General features: G+C 56.0%; 17 protein-coding genes. 3 read left to right on the forward strand and 14 right to left on the reverse strand.

Going from position 1 to position 18,857, the window contains the following annotated elements; all coding sequences use genetic code 11:
* Positions 1 to 8: 8 nt before the first annotated feature.
* Positions 9 to 986, reverse strand: a complete 978-nt coding sequence (locus tag JUE67_RS02350; RefSeq protein WP_225877915.1) for a Gfo/Idh/MocA family protein — start codon at positions 984 to 986, stop codon at positions 9 to 11.
* Between the two features lie 135 nt (positions 987 to 1,121).
* On the opposite strand from JUE67_RS02350, the gene JUE67_RS02355 reads away from it, so the two are divergent.
* Positions 1,122 to 1,514 carry a DUF4828 domain-containing protein gene (locus JUE67_RS02355; RefSeq protein ID WP_203627011.1) on the forward strand — a complete coding sequence of 131 codons (393 nt, stop codon included), beginning with the start codon at positions 1,122 to 1,124 and terminating at the stop codon, positions 1,512 to 1,514.
* 67 nt (positions 1,515 to 1,581) lie between these two features.
* On the opposite strand, the gene JUE67_RS02360 is transcribed toward JUE67_RS02355, so the two are convergent.
* Positions 1,582 to 1,944 (reverse strand): YxeA family protein, encoded by a 363-nt coding sequence (locus tag JUE67_RS02360; RefSeq protein WP_125696955.1) that lies wholly within the window; start codon positions 1,942 to 1,944, stop codon positions 1,582 to 1,584.
* Positions 1,945 to 2,010: 66 nt separating this feature from the next.
* Positions 2,011 to 2,757 (reverse strand): GH25 family lysozyme, encoded by a 747-nt coding sequence (locus tag JUE67_RS02365; protein ID WP_203627013.1) that lies wholly within the window; start codon positions 2,755 to 2,757, stop codon positions 2,011 to 2,013.
* 383 nt (positions 2,758 to 3,140) lie between these two features.
* On the opposite strand from JUE67_RS02365, the gene JUE67_RS02370 reads away from it, so the two are divergent.
* Together JUE67_RS02370 and JUE67_RS02375 are read left to right on the forward strand one after the other, a co-directional pair.
* Positions 3,141 to 3,332 carry a hypothetical protein gene (locus JUE67_RS02370; RefSeq protein WP_203627015.1) on the forward strand — a complete coding sequence of 64 codons (192 nt, stop codon included), beginning with the start codon at positions 3,141 to 3,143 and terminating at the stop codon, positions 3,330 to 3,332.
* 26 nt (positions 3,333 to 3,358) lie between these two features.
* Positions 3,359 to 4,282 carry an SPFH domain-containing protein gene (locus JUE67_RS02375; protein ID WP_203627016.1) on the forward strand — a complete coding sequence of 308 codons (924 nt, stop codon included), beginning with the start codon at positions 3,359 to 3,361 and terminating at the stop codon, positions 4,280 to 4,282.
* 82 nt (positions 4,283 to 4,364) lie between these two features.
* On the opposite strand, the gene JUE67_RS02380 is transcribed toward JUE67_RS02375, so the two are convergent.
* The 11 genes from JUE67_RS02380 to JUE67_RS02430 form a co-directional block, all read right to left on the reverse strand.
* Positions 4,365 to 4,781, reverse strand: coding sequence for a UPF0158 family protein (locus tag JUE67_RS02380; protein ID WP_203627018.1), 417 nt, complete (start codon positions 4,779 to 4,781; stop codon positions 4,365 to 4,367).
* A gap of 38 nt (positions 4,782 to 4,819) precedes the next feature.
* Positions 4,820 to 6,196, reverse strand: coding sequence for a 23S rRNA (uracil(1939)-C(5))-methyltransferase RlmD (rlmD, locus tag JUE67_RS02385; protein WP_203627026.1), 1,377 nt, complete (start codon positions 6,194 to 6,196; stop codon positions 4,820 to 4,822).
* A gap of 489 nt (positions 6,197 to 6,685) precedes the next feature.
* Positions 6,686 to 7,693, reverse strand: a complete 1,008-nt coding sequence (locus JUE67_RS02390; RefSeq protein WP_203627028.1) for a diacylglycerol kinase family lipid kinase — start codon at positions 7,691 to 7,693, stop codon at positions 6,686 to 6,688.
* Positions 7,694 to 7,709: 16 nt separating this feature from the next.
* Positions 7,710 to 9,140: an Asp-tRNA(Asn)/Glu-tRNA(Gln) amidotransferase subunit GatB gene (gene gatB, locus JUE67_RS02395; RefSeq protein ID WP_203627030.1), complete on the reverse strand. Its 1,431-nt coding sequence runs from the start codon at positions 9,138 to 9,140 to the stop codon at positions 7,710 to 7,712.
* Positions 9,140 to 10,591, reverse strand: coding sequence for an Asp-tRNA(Asn)/Glu-tRNA(Gln) amidotransferase subunit GatA (gatA, locus tag JUE67_RS02400; RefSeq protein ID WP_203627032.1), 1,452 nt, complete (start codon positions 10,589 to 10,591; stop codon positions 9,140 to 9,142). The genes gatB and gatA overlap by 1 nt, the downstream gene beginning before the upstream one ends.
* A gap of 2 nt (positions 10,592 to 10,593) precedes the next feature.
* Positions 10,594 to 10,890, reverse strand: coding sequence for an Asp-tRNA(Asn)/Glu-tRNA(Gln) amidotransferase subunit GatC (gene gatC, locus JUE67_RS02405; RefSeq protein ID WP_203627034.1), 297 nt, complete (start codon positions 10,888 to 10,890; stop codon positions 10,594 to 10,596).
* A gap of 98 nt (positions 10,891 to 10,988) precedes the next feature.
* On the reverse strand, positions 10,989 to 12,143 hold the full coding sequence (locus tag JUE67_RS02410; RefSeq protein WP_203636952.1) for a CamS family sex pheromone protein: 1,155 nt from the start codon (positions 12,141 to 12,143) through the stop codon (positions 10,989 to 10,991).
* Positions 12,144 to 12,152: 9 nt separating this feature from the next.
* Positions 12,153 to 14,174: an NAD-dependent DNA ligase LigA gene (gene ligA, locus JUE67_RS02415; protein WP_203627038.1), complete on the reverse strand. Its 2,022-nt coding sequence runs from the start codon at positions 14,172 to 14,174 to the stop codon at positions 12,153 to 12,155.
* 12 nt (positions 14,175 to 14,186) lie between these two features.
* On the reverse strand, positions 14,187 to 16,445 hold the full coding sequence (gene pcrA, locus JUE67_RS02420) for a DNA helicase PcrA (RefSeq protein WP_236002618.1): 2,259 nt from the start codon (positions 16,443 to 16,445) through the stop codon (positions 14,187 to 14,189).
* Between the two features lie 281 nt (positions 16,446 to 16,726).
* Entirely contained in the window at positions 16,727 to 18,280 is a 1,554-nt protein-coding gene (locus JUE67_RS02425; protein WP_203627042.1) for a DUF438 domain-containing protein, read from the reverse strand.
* Positions 18,273 to 18,503 (reverse strand): DUF1858 domain-containing protein, encoded by a 231-nt coding sequence (locus JUE67_RS02430; RefSeq protein ID WP_203627044.1) that lies wholly within the window; start codon positions 18,501 to 18,503, stop codon positions 18,273 to 18,275. The genes JUE67_RS02425 and JUE67_RS02430 overlap by 8 nt, the downstream gene beginning before the upstream one ends.
* Between the last annotated feature and the right edge of the window lie 354 nt (positions 18,504 to 18,857).

The following is an 18,857-nucleotide window of genomic DNA, read 5'->3' on the forward strand; positions in this document are numbered from 1 at the left end:
TTCTCCTCCTAGTTGACCGGGTCGCCGGGAAAATGAATCCCAGCCTGCTGGCGCAGCTGCCACATCAGCGTGTGCACCTGCGTCGCCAGGTCGAATTGGCGTTGGGCAAATGCCTGGTCGCCGGCCGCGATGGCTTGGGCAAACACCCGCACCTCGTCGGCCATTGGGTTGTCGTCCTTGGGCTGCGTCAGATCTTGGCGCGCCCCATCGATCAGCGCCAGTGAATTTAATTCCCCGGGACTGTCGAAACTCAGTGTGGCCCGCCCGGAATAGATCTCACTTGGCGCGTATGAATTCGTCGTCTTGCCGCACAGCATTGTCACGGCAAAATCATCATACACAAAGCGCGCCACCCCATCGCCATCGACGCCGCTGGCCAACAGGTGTGGCAAATACTGCGCGGTGTTTGGCACGCCAAACCAGGCCACAGCCGCATAGACCAGATAGACCCCAAGATCCATCAGTGCCCCACCGGCAAATGCTGGCGAAAAAACATTTGGCTGCTCGCCGGCCAGGTAGGCATCATAACGGGACGAATATTTCACATAAGACAAGGTCGCACCACTGATCGGCTGTTTCTGCACGTAATCTTTGATGACCGCAAAATTTGGATCATACAAATGCCGTGCCGCCTCAAAGACCAGCAGCGTTGGGTGAGTTGCGCGCGTTTTTTCAAGGGCCGCGAGCTCTCCGAGATCCGCGACCATTGGTTTTTCACAGATCACGTGCTTGCCCGCGTTCAGGCCAGCAATTGTTTGCGAGGCGTGCAGGCTGTTGGGACTGGCGATGTAAAGGACGTCAAAGTCCGCGGCAAGAAACGCGCCCAAATCCACATAGGCTCGCGCCGGCGCCGTTTTGGCGATAAATTTTTCCGCCGTATCGAGTCGCCGGGAATACACAGCCGTGAGTTGATATAACCCGCTGGCCGTTGCCGCGGCGACAAATTGTTCCGAGATCCAGTTGGTGCCGATCACACCGAGTTTCATAACGTCGCTCCTTTTATGACAATTGTTGCAATTACTTTTCATTTTAACAGTAATTGCTTGAGAAAGCAGGCCAACCTACCCGTCTTCCGTTGCTTCGTGCTATCATGATGGGGAACGAAACGAGGAGGGACGAAAATGGCATTGGGCTTTCATCGACTCGCAAGCGGCCTGAGCCAGGCGCTGCGGAAAAAGCCAAAAGCAACGCCGAACCCAGCGTTGACGCTGGCCGGTCACTACACGGGCAAATATGCGTTTTTAGATGAGCTGACCAACAAAAGCCATCAGCTGAGTGTCTCGCCTGAGCTGGACATTCAGATCGACGGGCGTTCCCTACCTGGCCAGGTCACCGGGATCACAACGGCCAAGCTGACCTTCCTCGACCATTACGGCTATGAGCTGATCATCACCAACGGCGCGCATGGGCCGGAATCCGTTTATGATGAAGCGGAAGATGCGACCTATGCGATCTTTAATCCAAATAACCCCCGGCCGACCGATGATGAAGACGACCCGGACGAACGCGGGTAAAAACCGATAGACAAAAAGTGGAAGAGATGTCAGCGCAATTGCGCCTGCATCTCTCCCACTTTTTTTGTTACTCCTGTTCGAGTTTGGTCATTGCCTGTTTTGGCACATCGACGTCATCGACTGCTTCCCAGCTGGTGACGCCTTTTTTCTCGTTATAGACCAGCTTGAGATACGCGTTTTTCTTCAGGGGCCGAGCCTTGTTCGCGTTAAAATTCAGGGTCCGCGGTGCCCCATTTTCGTCATAGCCGACCAGGGTGTACTCATAATCGGTGTAGGTCGCGCCGTTATCGTCTTTTTGCGTGATCTTCTTGCCGTCCGTCGTGATCTGGGTGTAATACGACGTGCCGCCATAATTCGTGACACTGTAGAGTTTCAACCCGCCGAAGACCAGAACCACGAGCACAACTAGCCCGATCAGAAATTTTTTCATAATGAACTCACCTCACCGCTTAGTATGCCAACAATTCGGCGGCGATGCCATGGCTTTGGCGAACACTCAGCGAACAGTTTTGTTAGATTGATTGGCAAAATTGGCGACAGTCCCAAGAAATGCGACCCGGGTCAGCGACTGGCCGGCAATCTTGCCACTGCCATATTGCCAGTACTGCGCCTGGGCTGGCTTGGCAGACGCCGTCACCCACCGGCCGGCAGATGGCGCCACAGTCGACACCGCCCTGAGAACTTGCACGCTGCCCATCAGGATCACGACCCGGTTGTAATGCGCCTGAAGCAGGTTGATGAAGGTGGTCAGATCGCGCTGAAAAGTGGCGGCAGCCGGCGGTTTTTCGGCATAATCCCCGTAATAACTTAGCGCGATGCCGATGGGTAAGGTGCCGATGTCATGGCCGACCTTGGCGATGAAATGTTGCGCTTGTGCGGCAGGCGTGCTGTCGAAACTGAATTGATGATACACGCCAATCGCCAATTGCCCGCCTCGGCTCTGGTCATAATTGGCAGCGAACCGATCGTCAAAATAGCTCGCACCTTCTGTCGTTTTGAGATAAGCGAAACGCAGGCCCGCCTTCTTCAGGGCCGAAAAATCTTGCGTCGCGTCGTCTTGACTGAGGACGACACCTTGAACGGGATTCTCGCGCAAGGCAGGCGGCTTCTGCAGGTGCATGACCACCACGACCAGCACCAGCAAGGCGGCCACCACGAGCGCCGTGCTACCCGCCAGCACGAGGCGGCGGTGATGCCGCTGGTAGGTATCGGCGTAGATTGGTTTGACTTGTTTGCGCGGCATCTCGGTTCCTCCTTTCGCGAACGCTCTTCTGTTAGTGTAGCGAACTATGGGCGGAAAACCAGCCCTTCTTCAGAAATCGGGATGCGGGCTTATCATTCTGAAGTAAAACGTCATCAACAGCGTCAATCCCGGACGGTGAATCGCCAGGCCGAACTACCTGCCCACCCCTAACCACTCGGCGCCGCACCCTGTTTTGAGTTGGGCTTCGCCGAGCAGGGGTGGGTCATGTAGTCGTCCTGGTCGCCCGATGGCCAAGTACGCCATCAACCGCCCATGCCGAACTACCTGCCCACCCCAAAACCGCTCGGCTTCGCACCCTGTTTTTTCCCACGTTTTGGCGTATGATTGTGTTGGCGAAGCGCATTCATAAAGGAGGGACGGCCATGCTTGATGAACGGCTGATCGGCAGTGTTTTCATCCTACCAGAACCACCCGTACAAGCTGTCATGATGTTTGGCATCCATTACCATTTTCATGTGCTGGACGACGCGCGGCCCGGCGACCAGGTCGTGATTGTGGCCGTGGGTCGACTCGGCCTTGAAGTGCGCCGCGCGGATCGTCAGTTGAAGTACTGAGAAAAGCCTTCGAGGAGGAATTTGACATGACAGGTCTCATCATTGGTATTGTCATTGTGATCGTTGTCATCGCGCTACTGGTCATCCTGTTTTCCAGCGTCGCGATCATCCACACTGGGGAAGTTGGCATCGTCGAGCGGCTGGGTAAATACGTTCAGACGCTGCAACCCGGGTTTCATGTCGTGCCGCCACTGGTCTATCGCATCACCGAGATCGTCAACATGAAGCAGATTCCGCTGAAGGTCGACGAGCAGGAAGTGATCACGAAGGACAACGTGGTGGTGCGCATTTCTGAAACGTTGAAATATCACATCACCGACGTTAATGCGTATGTTTATCAAAACAAGGATTCTGTTCTCTCCATGGTCCAGGACACCCGCGCCAATCTGCGTGGCATCATCGGGAACATGGACCTCAACGATGTGCTCAACGGTACCGAGACCATCAACCAGACGCTGTTTCAACAGATCGCGACGACCACGGCCGGCTATGGGCTGAACGTCGATCGCGTCAATATCGATTCGATTCAGGTCGATAAGACAATTCAGGAATCGATGAACAAGCTCCTGCGCGCCTCCCGTGAAAAGGAAGCCAACATCATGGAGGCTGAAGGGCTCAAGCAGGCCGCCATCGCCAAGGCGGAAGGTGAAAAGCAATCCGCGATTCTCGAGGCTGAGGCCAATAAACAGACCCAGATTCTGGAAGCCCAGGGCCGCGCTGAAAGTCAGCGCCTGATCGCGGACGCCATCAAGGATCAGATCAACTCGATCAATGCCGGCCTTGAAAACAACGGCGATCGGTACCTCAAGTACAAGAACGTTGAAGCACTTGAGGCCCTTGCCAAAGGGACCAGCAACACCGTTGTTTTGCCAAGCACCGCCGTCGATTCGCTGGGCAGTTTGCCAGCAGTTGGCCAAGTGCTGGCCGCAACCACCGGCCAAAAGAAATAAGGCCACGCAAAAACCGGCGCGATGTGTCAGCTGCAAGCGAAAGCTTGCAGCAACATCGCGCCGGCTTTTTATTTGGTCAAGATCAGGCCTTTTCGGTGTAGGCCACGTGGTTCTCGTTGCACCAGGCAACCGCAAGTTCATAGTGCGCGGCCGCTTCAAACGCGTACCAGGCTTGGGCAACGCCGAGGCGAATGATCTCATCCTTGAACCGGCGAAACGCCCCGCGCCCCTGAATCGCGCGGGCCAACTCGCCATTGACTGGATCGTCCTGCGTGTCGACAAAGGCCGCCATGGTCGCATAATCGTTGATCTCATACAGATCGGGCAAGGGCAGTAACTGGTCATCCCCCGCGTCGAGCCTTTCTTGAACGTCATCTTCATCGGCGGCCATGTCTGAATAAAAGAGCAGGTCGCCCGTGCCCAGATCAAGATAATACTGATCCTCGGTGCCGGTCATTCCGATTGCATCCACAATATCCTGAATCGCCACTTGAACCATGTGAACCTCTCCTTTGAACTGACGAGAACAATTTTCCCCTACTCCGTGGCCTGATCGCCCAGCGTCAAAACGGTGACGGATTCGATGTGCGTCGTTTGCGGGAACATGTCCACCGGCTGGGTACTGTGCGCCGTATAGCCAAAACTGCGCAGCTCGACCAAGTCGCGGGCCAGTGTCGCCGGGTTACAGGAAATGTACACCATCTTCGGAGGCAACAGTTGACCCACGGCCGCCAAAAATTCTGGCGCCAGCCCTTTACGCGGCGGATCCACCATTAACACATCCGCCTTCATGCCCTGCGCCTGCCACGTCTGCATCACCTCTTCGGCCTTGCCAACCGTGAATTGGACGTTGGTCAGCCCGTTGAGACTGGCATTCAGCCGCGCATCAGCGACGGCAGCCGGCACGATCTCGACACCCTCGACGCGCCGCGCGTGCTCAGCCAGCGCGATCGAGATCGTCCCGATACCGGAATACGCATCGATCACGACCTCATCGCCCGTCAGCGCCGCCGCATCGATCGCGGTCTGATAAAGGACGGCGGTCTGCTGGGGATTGACCTGGTAAAAACTGAGCGCGGAAATTCGGAACCGGTGCCCCAATAGCTCATCTTCAATATGATCACGGCCGGCCAACAATTTGACCTCATTGCCCATGATCACATTCGTGCGCTTGGCGTTCAGGTCCTGCATCACCGAAACGACCTGTGGCAGTGCCGCCTGGATGCCGGCCACGATCTCATCTAGGTGCGGCACCGCCCAGTTGCGGGTGATCAACACGACCATCATCTCGCCGGTCGCACGCGCCCGCCGCACCATGATGTGGCGCACCAACCCGTGATCACGCGCCTCATCATAGCCGGACACCCCGTATTTTCGAAGCAGGTCGCGCACGACAACAACGGCCTGATCGATCAACGGGTCCTGAATGTAAAAATCGGTCAGCGGAACCAATTCATGGGAACGCCGCTTATAAAAGCCGGTCTCGAGTACCCCATTGATCTCGCGCACCGGAATCTGGGCCTTGTTACGGTAATGCGTCGGGTCCGCCATGCCCAGCGTCGGCAATACCGGAATGTCATCCAAATGAGCCTTGTGATAGAGCAGCTCGATCTGGCGTTGCTTGAATTTAAGTTGCGCGGAATATGCCAAGTGTTGAAGTGGCGCAATGCCCGTTTGCGTAAGCGCCGCATCCACTGGTGCCACACGTTCCGGCGACGCCTTGAGCAGTGTCACCATTTTGGCAAAGCCGTATTGTTTTTGCACCTTCAACACGTGAATGCGAACTTCTTCGCCGGGCAAAGCGTCCTCGATGAATAAGGGGTAGCCGTCGATCTTGGCGACACCCATGCCTTCATATGTGAGATCCGCGATCGTCACGGTCAGTTCCTGATTCTTTTGCACCGGTGTCTGCACGTTGCTGCCTCCTAATTAGTCTGCCTAAAGTCCCGTCCAGTGTACCAGAATTGCGCGGGCGACGCTAGAGGGAGAGGACTTCTGACGATTCGATGCAAGTTTGTGAAAACCCCCGGGTGGGCTGCGGCCGAAAATTGGCTGGCGACCGGAGTAGAGCGGACAAGTGACTTTGAGCCCGCCAAGTACGCGGTCTCAAAGCTCACTTTCGTTGTTAGCGGCTCGGCCGCTAACAACGACGAGGGGGCTTGCTCTTGGCGTTAGGCATTTATGCCTTACGCCAAGAGATGCGAAGCGAGCCGTTTTCGGCCGCAGCCCACCCTCACACAGTCCATTGTATCAATGGGGGTCGAATGCCCTCTGAATTTCACCCTAGTTTGCTGTATCGATTTCTAATCACTCTTCAACCCGCTAATTAGCATAAAGTGGGTTTCAGCGTCCTTCCGCCCAGAATCAAAAAAGCAGCGAATCGCTTCGCCGCTTTTCCGCTTGCTACTTAATGCCGATCTTGCCATCGCCGTCGATGTCTTGATGGGCAATTGTTTCGACTTCTTTGACGTGATCCGCTGCGCCACCGATCGCGGCCGCCGGGATCTCATCCACGTTGGCATACATCTCGATGTGCTGCTTCAAGTTGGTGAAGGTCATCGGATCCGAGCCGCCGTATTCGCCATCCAAGTTGATCTTCATTTCATCGCCATCGCCGCGCGAGGCTTTGAGCACACGCGTTTTGGTGTAGATGATATTCGGATCATCGACATGCCGGCCGCCGGTCAACACTTTTCCCATGAGGACCAGAATGTCGGCCATGTTCGCGGTCTTCACCACGATCAGGGAGAATTTGCCATCGCCCAGCGCGGAATCCGGCACAATCTGTTCGAATCCGCCGATGCTGTTGGTCATCGCCAGCAAAAACATGCTTGCTGGGCCGTCATAGGTACCTTCGTCATATTCCAGGTGCAGCGGGAAGCGCCGCACTGCCGGCAACATTTCTGCGCCTTTCATAACATAGGCAAAATAGCCGAAGATCGACTTGAACTCTGATGGTACGGCATAGGTCAGCTCGGTGAGCAGCCCGCCCGCCGCGATGTTCATGAAGTAGGTATCATTGGCCTGGCCGATGTCCATTCGCAACGTTTTGCCGGATGCGACGACCTTGGCCGCTGCGACCGGATCCTCCCGCGGAATTTTCAAGGCACGGGCGTAATCGTTCGTCGTCCCAGCCGGAATGATGGCCATTTTCGGGCGCCGTTGATGTGGCGCGATGCCATTGACGACCTCATTTATGGTGCCGTCGCCGCCTGCCGCAACCACGAGGTCAAACCCGTCTTCGGTCGCCCGGGACGCCTCTTTTTTTGCCGAAAATGGTTCCGGCGTTGTCTGAAAGGCGCTGGCTTCATAGCCGGCACTTTCCAGCACATTCAAGATCTCAGCCACGTAACGCGTCATGCCCTCGTTGCCGGCTGTCGGATTATAGATCAAACGTGCACGCTGTGTCATCGTCAGGTGCCCTCCGTTAGCGTTTCTTGATCTCAGCCATCAACAGCTGATTGACCACTTTTGGATTAGCCTTGCCATGCGTCTGCTTCATGATCTGGCCGACCAAAAAGCCGATCGCACGATCCTTGCCATCCTTGAAATCATCAATGCTCTGCTGGTTGGCATCGAGGACGCCATCGATGACCGGGGTCAATTTCGCCGGGTCGGACAGCTGAATGAGGCCTTGATCGTTGACCCATTGCTCCGGATCCGTGTCGTTGGCAATGATCTCCTGGAAGACTTTTTTGGCGATCTTGCTGGAAATGGTGCCATCTTGAATCAACGCGATCATTTTCGCCAAATGCGTCGGAGTCAGGGCCACTTGCGCCAGTTCCAAATGATTGGCGTTCAGATAACCGGAGACCTCACCCATCAGCCAGTTTGAGGCCAATTTTGGATCGGCACCCAAGGCAACCGTCGCTTCGAAAAAGTCAGCCATTTCCTTAGTCAGCGTGAGCACCCCGGCATCATAGGCGGGGATATTCCACTCACTCACATAGCGCTCACGGCGCTTGGCCGCAGCCTCTGGCAATTGCGCGGCGACCTTTTCGATCCAGGTCTGAGTGACATGAATCGGCGGTAGGTCCGGCTCAGGGAAGTAGCGGTAATCATCCGCCCCTTCCTTGACACGCATCAGAATCGTTTCCTTCTTGTCCACATCCCAGCGCCGGGTCTCCTGACGAATCGCGCCGCCAGCCATCAGCGTCTGAATCTGGCGCTGCTGCTCATAGGCGAGGCCATCGCGCACGTGGTTGAAGGAGTTCAGGTTCTTGATCTCCGTCTTCGTGCCATAATGATCCTGGCCAACGGGACGGACGGACAAATTCGTGTCCACCCGCATCGAGCCTTCCTCCATCTTGACGTCAGAGGCGCCGGTGAATTGCACGAGCTGGCGCAGCTGTTCAAGATACTGATAGGCTTCTTCCGGACTGGCGATGTCGGGCTTTGAGACGATCTCGACCAAAGGCGTGCCCTGCCGGTTCAGATCGACATAGGAATAGCCGTCATGTTCATGCTGGTTTTTCCCCGCGTCTTCCTCGACATGAAGCTCCGCGATGCCGATCTTTTTCTTCTTGCCATCGACTTCGATCTCGATCCAGCCATTCGTTGCCAGCGGCTGCTCGCTTTGAGTGATCTGGTACGCCTTTGGGTTATCCGGGTAAAAATAGTTCTTCCGGTCAAAATGCGTCCAGTGCGCAATGTCGGCATGTAGCGCTAAGGCCACCATGATACCCAGGCTGTAGGCGCCCTGGTTGATGCTTGGCAAGACGCCAGGATAGCCCCAATCGATCACATTCGTGTTGATGTTGGGCTCTGCGCCATAGCTGACCGGCGACGGCGAAAACATCTTCGACTTGGTCTTCAATTCCACATGGACTTCTAGTCCGATGGTCGTTTCAAAGTTCATTAACGCGCACCTCCCGGAATCTGAGCGACATAATCATTCGCAGCTTCAAAGGCGGCGGCGACTTGATAAACAGTCTGCTCGTCAAAATGCTTGCCGATCATGTGCAGGCCAACTGGCATCCCCTCAACGAACCCGGCCGGAACAGACGCAGCCGGCAGCCCGGCGAGGTTCGCCGGAATCGTCAAAATATCGTTCATGTACATGGTCAGCGGATCCGTCACTTTTTCCCCGATCGTAAAGGCCGTGGTCGGCGTGGTCGGGCCGATGATCAGGTCATAATTGTCAAAGACCTTGGCAAAATCATCCGTGATCAATGTCCGCACCTGGGCAGCTTTTCTGAAGTAGGCATCATAGAAGCCGGCGGACAGACTGAAGGTCCCCAGCATGATGCGACGCTTCACTTCTGGCCCAAAGCCTTCGGAGCGCGAGCGCACATAAACATCCTTCAGATTTTTGACATCTTCGGCGCGGAAGCCATACCGAATGCCGTCAAAACGCTGGAGGTTCGAGCTGGCCTCGGAGCTTGCGATGATGTAATACGTTGGCACCGCATATTTCGTGTGCGGCAAGGACACTTCATCCACCGTTGCACCAAGATCGCGCAACTGATCGGCGGCCTTGCGAATCTGGTCGGCCACCTTCGGATCAACACCTTCACCGAGATATTCGGTCGGCATGGCGATCTTCATCCCTTTGATGCTTTGGCCGATCTTAGCCGTGAAATCCGGAACCGGCTGTTCGGCGGTGGTGGCATCTTTGTCATCATGACCGGCGATCACATTGAGCACCAATGCGGAGTCCTTCACGGTGCGCGTCAACGTGCCGATCTGGTCCAGGCTTGATGAAAAAGCGATCAGCCCCCAGCGCGACACACGGCCGTATGTTGGCTTGAAGCCGAAGATGCCGTTGAACGCCGCGGGCTGGCGAATCGAGCCACCCGTATCGGAGCCCAATGCAGCAGGCACCAGACCAGAAGCAACTGCGGCCGCCGAACCACCTGACGACCCACCGGGCACCTTAGTGTGATCCCAGGCGTTCTTGGTGACCTTGAAAGCCGAATTTTCCGTGGACGAGCCCATGGCAAACTCATCCAGGTTGGTCTTTCCCACATTGATCGCCCCAGCGGCATTGAGCTTTTCAATGACCGTGGCGTCATAAGGTGGCACAAAATTCCCCAGAATTTTCGAGGATGCTGTGGTGGTCAAGCCCTTAGTGACGATATTATCCTTGATCGCGATCGGCAGGCCGGCCAGCGGGCGCTCAAATGTGCCGGCTTCATCCAAAGCCTTTGCTTGTGCCTTTGCTGCGTCATCGTTCAGCGCCAAAAACGCATCGACGTCATCGTGCGCGTGAATGGCCGCCAACGTCTCGTCAGTCAAGGCGGAAGCCGTCAATTCGCCGCTAGCAAGCTGATCATGCAATGCAGAAAGATCATTTTTGAAAAAATCCACGCTTAGTCCTCCTCCTTGTCGATGATCGCTGGCACCTGAATCAGCGTCCCCTTATGCGTCGGAACGTTAGCCAGAATCGGCGCCAAGTCGGTCGGCGCTGCGGCAACATCCGCCCGCATCACATTTTCCAGATGGACGCTTTGCGTGGTGATCGCCACGCCTTCTGTGTCAACTTCTGCCAGTTGGTCGACCATGTTCAAGATCTCATCGAGCTGGCTGGTGTATTGTTCAAGCTCGTCGTCCGTGAAACTGAGGCGGGCAAGATCGGCAACATGTGCCACACTTTCTTTGGTGATCATGTGCTCCCTACTTTCTTCGCTTAAATTGGCAAAACAGGGCCGCCGCGCATGACGGCAAGCCCTGTTTCTGCGCGAAACCATTATGAGTTTAACATAAATCAATAGCTTCCAAACACATGGGTGTAAAATCCCTTGGCGCCTGCCTCGCGTGTGATCAGGGCCTGGGTCCCGGCAGTCGAGGCGATCGTGATCTCGATCTTCGCGCCATCCGGCAAATATTTCTGCGCGGTGGTCGCGACATACTGGGTGAAACTCATGATCTCGGTTTCACTGTAGAACTGGGTGTTGATCGAGATGTTGAGCCCCGCCAGTGAGCCATCTTCATAATGCGCCTGGGCCGTGACCCCTGCCAGGGTCGGGAAAAAGTTCTCGATCTGTTCGGAAAAGTCCGAGAAATCAGTCGAGACATTGCTGTCGATCGGCTTCGCATTGTTCACGGTCGGCAGAGTCTCATTTTGTTGATCGATGGTCGACCATTTGCCGAGGTCGCTGCCACTGGTGGACAAGACCGAGCGGAAAAAGGTCCCGCCGACCAGGGCGTCTGATCCGGCGTTTTTATACAGCGTGACGAGAATCGGAACGTTTTTGCCGACGCCTGACAATCGCCGGAGCCGCGCCACGATCTCGGCCGCCATGCTTTCGCCTTCTGAGACGAGCTTGGCATCGCTGATGTGCGTGGTGTACGTCGCACCATATTTGACCTTCTGGTAGTAATCATACTCGTTCATCCCCAGCGCAATGGCGATGCCGCCGAGTTGGAGCTTACTACCGCTTTGGGTCATGAAGTCCTGTTCAAGCAGCGTCTGAAGGTAGATTGGGGCGCGGGTGTCCTCATCGAGCTTGCCATTGCTGGCCGGATTGAGGCCATTGGCGTTGTCCTTGCTTTTCCGGCCCAGCCAATTTTCCGCCGTTGCTTCGGTGATCAGCTGCCCTTCCTGAAAGACATACTTCGAGGTGGAAAATTGCTTCTTAGCCAGATCGAGCAACCCGTTTTCCATGCTCTTGATGTTATAGGTCCCGCTTTGGGTGTTCGTCGACGTGGCCAGCCCGCGCGTTTTGCTGGTCTGGTAGCGCCCGTTTTTGATCACCCCTTGGTACATGCCGGAGTCCACGGTCCCTGTGGTTTGGTAGGTCGCTGTTTTCGTGCCAGAGCTGGCCGTGCTTTCACTTGAATCATTGAATCCAAGATTGCTGCACGCGCCAAGCACGCCAGCGGTCAAAAGTAGCGTCACCGCCATCCAAAAACGCTTCATCAATAAGCCTCACTTTTCCAGGTTCTGCATCAATTCTGTCTCATTCATCACCGGCACTAATAGCGTCTGTGCCTTGGCCAACTTGGAGCCGGCGTCTTCACCAGCCACCACCAGATCCGTCTTCCTGGAGACTGACCCAGTCACTTTGGCCCCCAGCGCCTCGAGCCGCTTCGTCAGGGCTGGCCGGCTGAACGCCGAAAATTTGCCGGTGATCACCACTGTTTTTCCAGCCACGAAGCTATCCGTCGCAATCGGCGTCGCAGTGCCCGAGGTGTAAGCCATGTTCACCCCGGCCGCGGTCAGTTCGGCGATCAACTGCTGGGCGCCAGCACTGGCAAAATAGGTCACCAGGGCCGCAGCGATGGTTGGGCCGATGTTTGGCACATCGGCGATCGTCGCTTCGTCAGCCGCCATCAGCGTCGGCATGTCGCCGAACTGTGCCGCCAACAACTGCGCCGCCTTACTGCCGACATGGCGAATCCCTAACCCAAATAGTAGCCGTTCAAGGGAGTTTTGCCGACTCGCATCGATGGCCTTTAACAAATTATTAACGGACTTTTCTTTGAATTTTTCAAGCGTCAACAGTTGCGGTTCGGTCAATTGGTACAGATTCGCCACATCTTCGACCATCTTTTTTGCCAGCAATTGGCCGATGATCTTCGGACCGAGACCGTCGATGTTCATCGCGTTGCGCGAGGCAAAATGGGTCAGCTGCTCTTGTACTTGGGCAGGACACCGCGGATTGACGCAGCGCAGGGCGACTTCCGCATCCAAATGGACCAGCGGCTCCCCGCACGATGGGCAGTGAGTCGGGGCCAAGGCTGGCACGCTGGTTGCTGGTCGGTCGGCAAGCACCACTTCCGACACTTCCGGAATGATGTCACCGGCCTTGTAAAGCAAGACGGTGTCGCCAATGCGGATATCCTTGGCAGCGATCAAGTCGGCGTTGTGGAGCGTCGCCCGGCTGACCGTCGTCCCTGCCAGTGCGACGGGGTCCATCACAGCGGTTGGGGTGACGACGCCGGTGCGCCCGATCGTCCATTCGATGTCGCGCACCACCGTTTTGGCGATCTCGGCGGGAAATTTATACGCGATCTCCCAGCGCGGCACCTTCACCGTATTGCCCAATTCTTCTTGAAGGGCGAGGTCATTGACCTTCACGACAATCCCATCGATGCCATAGGCCAAACTGTCGCGGTCAGCGGTTTGGGCGGTGATGTAATCGTCGATCGTGGTCAGATCCTCGGCGACGATCGCGGTCGGATTCGTGGCAAAACCCAGCTTGGCCATAAACGCAAGCGCCTCATGCTGAGTCGTGATGCCATACGTTGCTGGGTCGATCACCGTATACATGAAGGTGTCGAGTTGCCGACTGGCGGTCACCTTGGAATCGAGCTGCCGAAGCGATCCAGCCGCCGCGTTTCGCGGATTGGCAAAGGTCGGCGCCCCGTCGGCTTCCCGCTGGGCGTTGAGCGCGGCAAACGCGGCCTTGGGCATGTAGCATTCCCCGCGCACCTCGATGTCTAGTGGCTCCGGCAAGGTCTGGGGCACCGATGCGATGGTCCGCACATTGGCCGTCACATCTTCGCCGATGCGGCCATTGCCGCGCGTCGATCCCTGCACCAGGCGGCCCTGCTCATAAACAAGCGACAGCGAAAGGCCATCGATCTTGAGTTCAACGTTATACGCCACCGGGTCGTCTACGCCAGCTTCCAGCCGCTGCGCCCAATCCTTCAACTCGGCCAGGGAAAAGACATCCCCCATGGACAGCATCGGAATCGGATGCGGGACCTTGGGCAGATCGCCGCTCGGAGTGCCGCCCACGGCCTGGGTCGGCGACTCAGGCGTGATCAGATCCGGATAAGCCGCCTCAAGGTCCTGCAGCTGACGGTAGGTCTCATCGTAAACATGATCCTCAACCGTTGGCGCGTCCTGGTCGTAATACTGCGTGCGCCAGCCATTGAGCTGGGTCACCAGGTCGCGCACTTTGGCGGCCGCAACTTCGTGATCATTGATTGATTGCTCTGCCATCGCTTGTTCCTCCTAAGATTCGGCCTTCACGATCGGGGCGAAGGCGGCCAGCAGCCGTTTGATACCTTGCGCCTTGAACGCGATGTCCAGTTCCTGGTCGTCGCCTGTCCCAGACACCCGGACCACGGTGCCTTCTCCCCACTTGCGGTGCGCCACCTTGTCGCCGACCGCCCAACTGGTTTGCCCGGCATGGGTCTGTGGCGCGACCGAATGCGTGACCACGGTCTTGGTCCCGCGCGTCTTTACCGTTTCCCGGCTATGGGCCCCATACACCGGGGTCACGGCTTCGCGCGTCCGGTCGACGAACGGTACCCCAGTCCGCGGAGCCGCCGCACTGCCAGCGGTTTCCAGCAGGCTCTCATCGATCTCGGCGATGAAGCGGCTCTCCGGATTATTTTGCCGCTGACCATACAGCATGCGGGCATACGCATTGGTCAAAAACAGCTTGTCCTTGGCCCGGGTGATGCCGACATAAGCCAGGCGCCGCTCTTCCTCGAGGTCACTTTCATTCATGGCCGCGCGACTCAGTGGGAAGATACCCTCTTCCATGCCAACGAGGAACACTACCGGATACTCCAACCCCTTCGCTGCATGCAGCGTCATCATCGTGACCTCTTGGGCTTCCTCTTCGATCTCGTCTTGGTCCGATAGCAGCGACAACTCGGCCAAAAAGTCCGCGTCGATATCGCTGTCTTCGTCTTCAGGCTCATAACGACTATCAAAATTTTGCGTCACGGACAACAATTCGTTCAAGTTATCGACCCGGGTCTCGGCCTCGACGCTTTCCGTTTGCATCTGCAGTGCCGGCAAATAGCCGGTGTCGGTCAAAATGGCCTGCATCAGGTCCGTGACACTGCCGGCCTCTTTTTTTGCCTGCAATTGCTTGATGATGAAGCCAAAATCACTGAGTGCCTGGCGCCCGCGGCCACCGATGTTCGACAGCTCGGCGTTTTGCGCCGCGGTGAGCAGCGACCAGTTATTTTGGTTGGCAAATTCCTGCAATTTTTCCAGACTGCCATTGCCGATACCGCGCTTTGGCTCATTGACGATGCGATTGAAACTCATGTCGTCATCTGGATTGACCACCAGGCGAAAATACGCGAGCGCATCCTTGATCTCTTTGCGATCGTAGAACCGGTGGCCGCCGACGATCTTGTAAGGAATACTGCTCTTGATGAACGCTTCCTCAATCGTCCGAGACTGGGCGTTGGTCCGATACAAGATCGCGAAGTCGCCAAATCGCCGATGGTGCTCGCGCATCTGTTTTTCAATGTTGCGGATGACAAAATAAGCCTCATCCAATTCGCTTTGTGCGCGGTAATACGTGATCTTGTCGCCGGATTTGTTTTCCGTCCACAGCGTTTTGACCTGACGCTTGGTGTTGTTTTTGATCACATCATTGGCCGCACCTAAGATGGTCTTGGTCGAGCGATAATTCTGCTCCAGCAAGATCACCTGCGCCTTGGGGTAATCCTTCTTGAAGTCCAAGATGTTTTGCATGTTCGCGCCGCGCCAGCCGTAAATACTCTGGTCGGCATCCCCCACCACGCACAGATTCTGCCACTGGTCGGCCAGCAAATGGACCAGCTGATACTGGGCCTCGTTGGTATCCTGATACTCATCGACGTGAATGTATTGAAATTTGTTTTGGTAAAACTTCAGGGTCTCTGGGTCTTGCTGGAACAACACGATCGTCTGCATGATCAGGTCATCAAAATCCATGGCTTGGTCGCCGCGGAGCCGCTTCTGATATTCCTTGTAGACGATGGCCGCCGTTTGGGCAAAAGGCGAGGACGCCGTTTTCGCATAGTCCTCCGGTGTCAGCAGGTCGTTTTTGGCATTGGAGATCGCACTCAGCAAAGACTTTGGATCAAATCGCTTTGGATCGAGATTCAGATCCTTCAAAATATGTTTGACCAACGTACGCTGCTCGGCCGGATCGGCGATGGTGAAGCTGCGGCTCATGCCGAGTTTTTCAATATCGCGTCGCAAGATTCGCACGCAAAGGGCATGGAAGGTCGAAACCCACACATCCTGCGCAAGCTCGGCGTCCAGCAGCTTGCCCACACGTTCTTTCATTTCTCGTGCCGCCTTATTGGTAAAGGTGATCGCGAGGATGCGCCATGGGTTGATGTTTTTTTCTTCTATTAAGTAAGCGATGCGGTGAGTCAGCACCCGCGTCTTCCCGGAGCCAGCTCCTGCCATGATGAGGACCGGTCCTTCAGTGGCGAGGACCGCTTCTGTTTGTTTGTCGTTCATTCCTTTAAGCATCGGTGCTGGCATTGATAACGTCCTTTCTAAAACGCGTTTGAGTCCTTCCCATTGTACCAGAAACCGCACTTGGCCGGTAGCGAGCGGCGGCTGAACAAATTAGCTCAGTGTTGGGGGTCCGGGTGGGCTTCGGCCGTCATCATGCGACTGGCCTGGCCTCAAACAGTTAATTTCTAGAGCATAATCACCTTAACTATGCGAGAAACCGGTCTAGCTTTACACACAACTTATACAGAAAAACGGCCTCACAGATCAGCGTGCCTCTGTGAAGCCGTTCATTGCTATAGACGTTTTTCGCCTTCTAGGGCGCGGATGCCTGTGATGTCTTGGGTAACTTCTAGACAGCCGAGATAGTGGCCGCTTGGGTCCGTAATCGCAAAATAGCGGATGTAGACCATTTTCCCGTGCATGTCGATCCAAAAATCGGCGTGCGTTTCCTTACCACTGTGAAAATCGGCGAGGATCTTTTCGACTTTGTCCACTGACTTTGGCGGATGGCAATTCTGCACTAGGCGGCCAATCACAGCCGTTGTCCGCGGAAAGACGCGACTGCCAGAGTCTGAGAACCAGCGGACAGTGTCGGTGTTGTCGACAAATGTCAGGTCCAGCGGCAAAAGGCGCAACACGTTGGTCAGCTGATCGAGGTCAAAACTCCCGGTCGGCAGGAGAATCTTGGCTGGGTTAATGCCATCGATTGCGATGCGGCCTTCCTCCGTGCCAGATGTCGCGTCGCTGGCCACGGAAGCTGGTTGCTGAGCTGGCCGGGCGACGTTGATGCGCGGGGCATTGCTGTCCCCGGCCGCAAGTGGCGCACGGGCGGTCATTGCCCCAGCGTCTGCGGCCTTAGCCGCCTGCAATTTTGCCATCACTTCAGGCGGCGCCACCGGCATCGGGGTATCCTGGTGAATCGCATTGATCACATCGCGGTCTGATGTCTGATTTTTCCGCGCAGAGCCCAGTTGCTGGCTATCAGCCAATTGCTGAGCCATTTCGTTGAGTTCCTTGGCCAGCGCGGATGGCTTCGGTTTTTGGGCCAACTCTTCTGCGGTTGGTTGCCATGGTAGCGGGTCTGGAATCAAGGTGTAGCCAATTGCATCCGACTCTTTGGCAATCATGCCCCAGTCGCTCGGGGTGAAGACCTCAAGCACCATCGGCAACATGATCTCCTCTTCCTTGAAGACCATCTCGTCGACTTCTTTAGCTGCTTTTTGAATCGCCGTCTCGACTGCATAGCGATCCGGGATGACCGGCGCGGAAGCGAGCTGTTGGGCGGCCTTGATCCAGCCGCGAATCTCGTCATCAACGCCCCACATAACCTTTGGCGGCGCGGTGATGCCATATTTATCCATCAACGGGAAAATCAGATTCTCCTTCCGCTGATAATGCTTATTGATGGTCGTCAGATCCGCCAGGGCGTTATTGATGCGGGCGAGCAGAATCGCATCATCTGGGCCGGCCGGTTGCGTGGGGTCTTGCTGCTGCCATTTTTTCAGGCTCGGTAAAAGCTCATCGTTCAGAAGGCTTTCCAACACCACGTTTTCAAGCTTCATCACTTGAACGGGATGGCCTGGGGTCTCTTCCATCGGCGTCTTCGCATGGTCGTTGATCTTGCCGCGAAAAACAGCTGCATGGACATTACAGAGGTTTTGAATCTCCATCGGGTTCAGGCCACTGGCGATCAATTCGCGCTCCGCACCTGTGATCTCGGCGACATCCACGCCGTCAAATGTTTCGTCGAAGATCTTTTTCGCGTCTTCAAAACTGCCGCCTTGGTGCAGCATCTGAAGAATTTCCACGATCTTTTTTTGCCTGTCAGTCGCATGTGTCTCAGTCATTATTTTCCACCTCAAAGCCCGTCGCAGTCAGCGCTGTCAGCAAATCAGCCAGCGCGATGTGCTTCATGCGGGCACCCTTTTCAAGTGTCATGAACCGGCCCACCGTATTGAGCAGTGCCGGATCGGTCACCCCGGACAGGCCCATCTTGACCATCACCGGCACGACCTCCGGATGCACTTGAACAAGCTCACGCACCGGCGTCTGTAAACTGATCTTCGTCATCACCATCAGCTCCTTCACCATAGTATAACAAACAAGGTGCGCAGGTGCGCAGGTGCGCGGGATGGTGGAACAGATAGGTCAGCTCGTGTGCTTGATGGCGCATTTGGCCATCGAGTGCACGAACTGCCTAGATGCTTCCGGCATGCGCACCGGAGCCCAGTTAATCAGGGTGCGAAGGTGCGCGGGATGAGTGAACGGCTAACTTGGGCTGGGTGCTTGGTGGCGCACTCGGCCACCGAGTGCACAGCACAGTTAGACGTCTCACTCATGCGCACCGGAGCCCAGTTAATCAAGGTGCGAAGGTGCGCGGGATGAGTGAGCGGCTAACTTGGGCTGGGTGCTTGGTGGCGCACT

The organism is Lacticaseibacillus mingshuiensis (genome assembly GCF_016861785.1).
GTDB lineage: Bacteria > Bacillota > Bacilli > Lactobacillales > Lactobacillaceae > Lacticaseibacillus > Lacticaseibacillus mingshuiensis.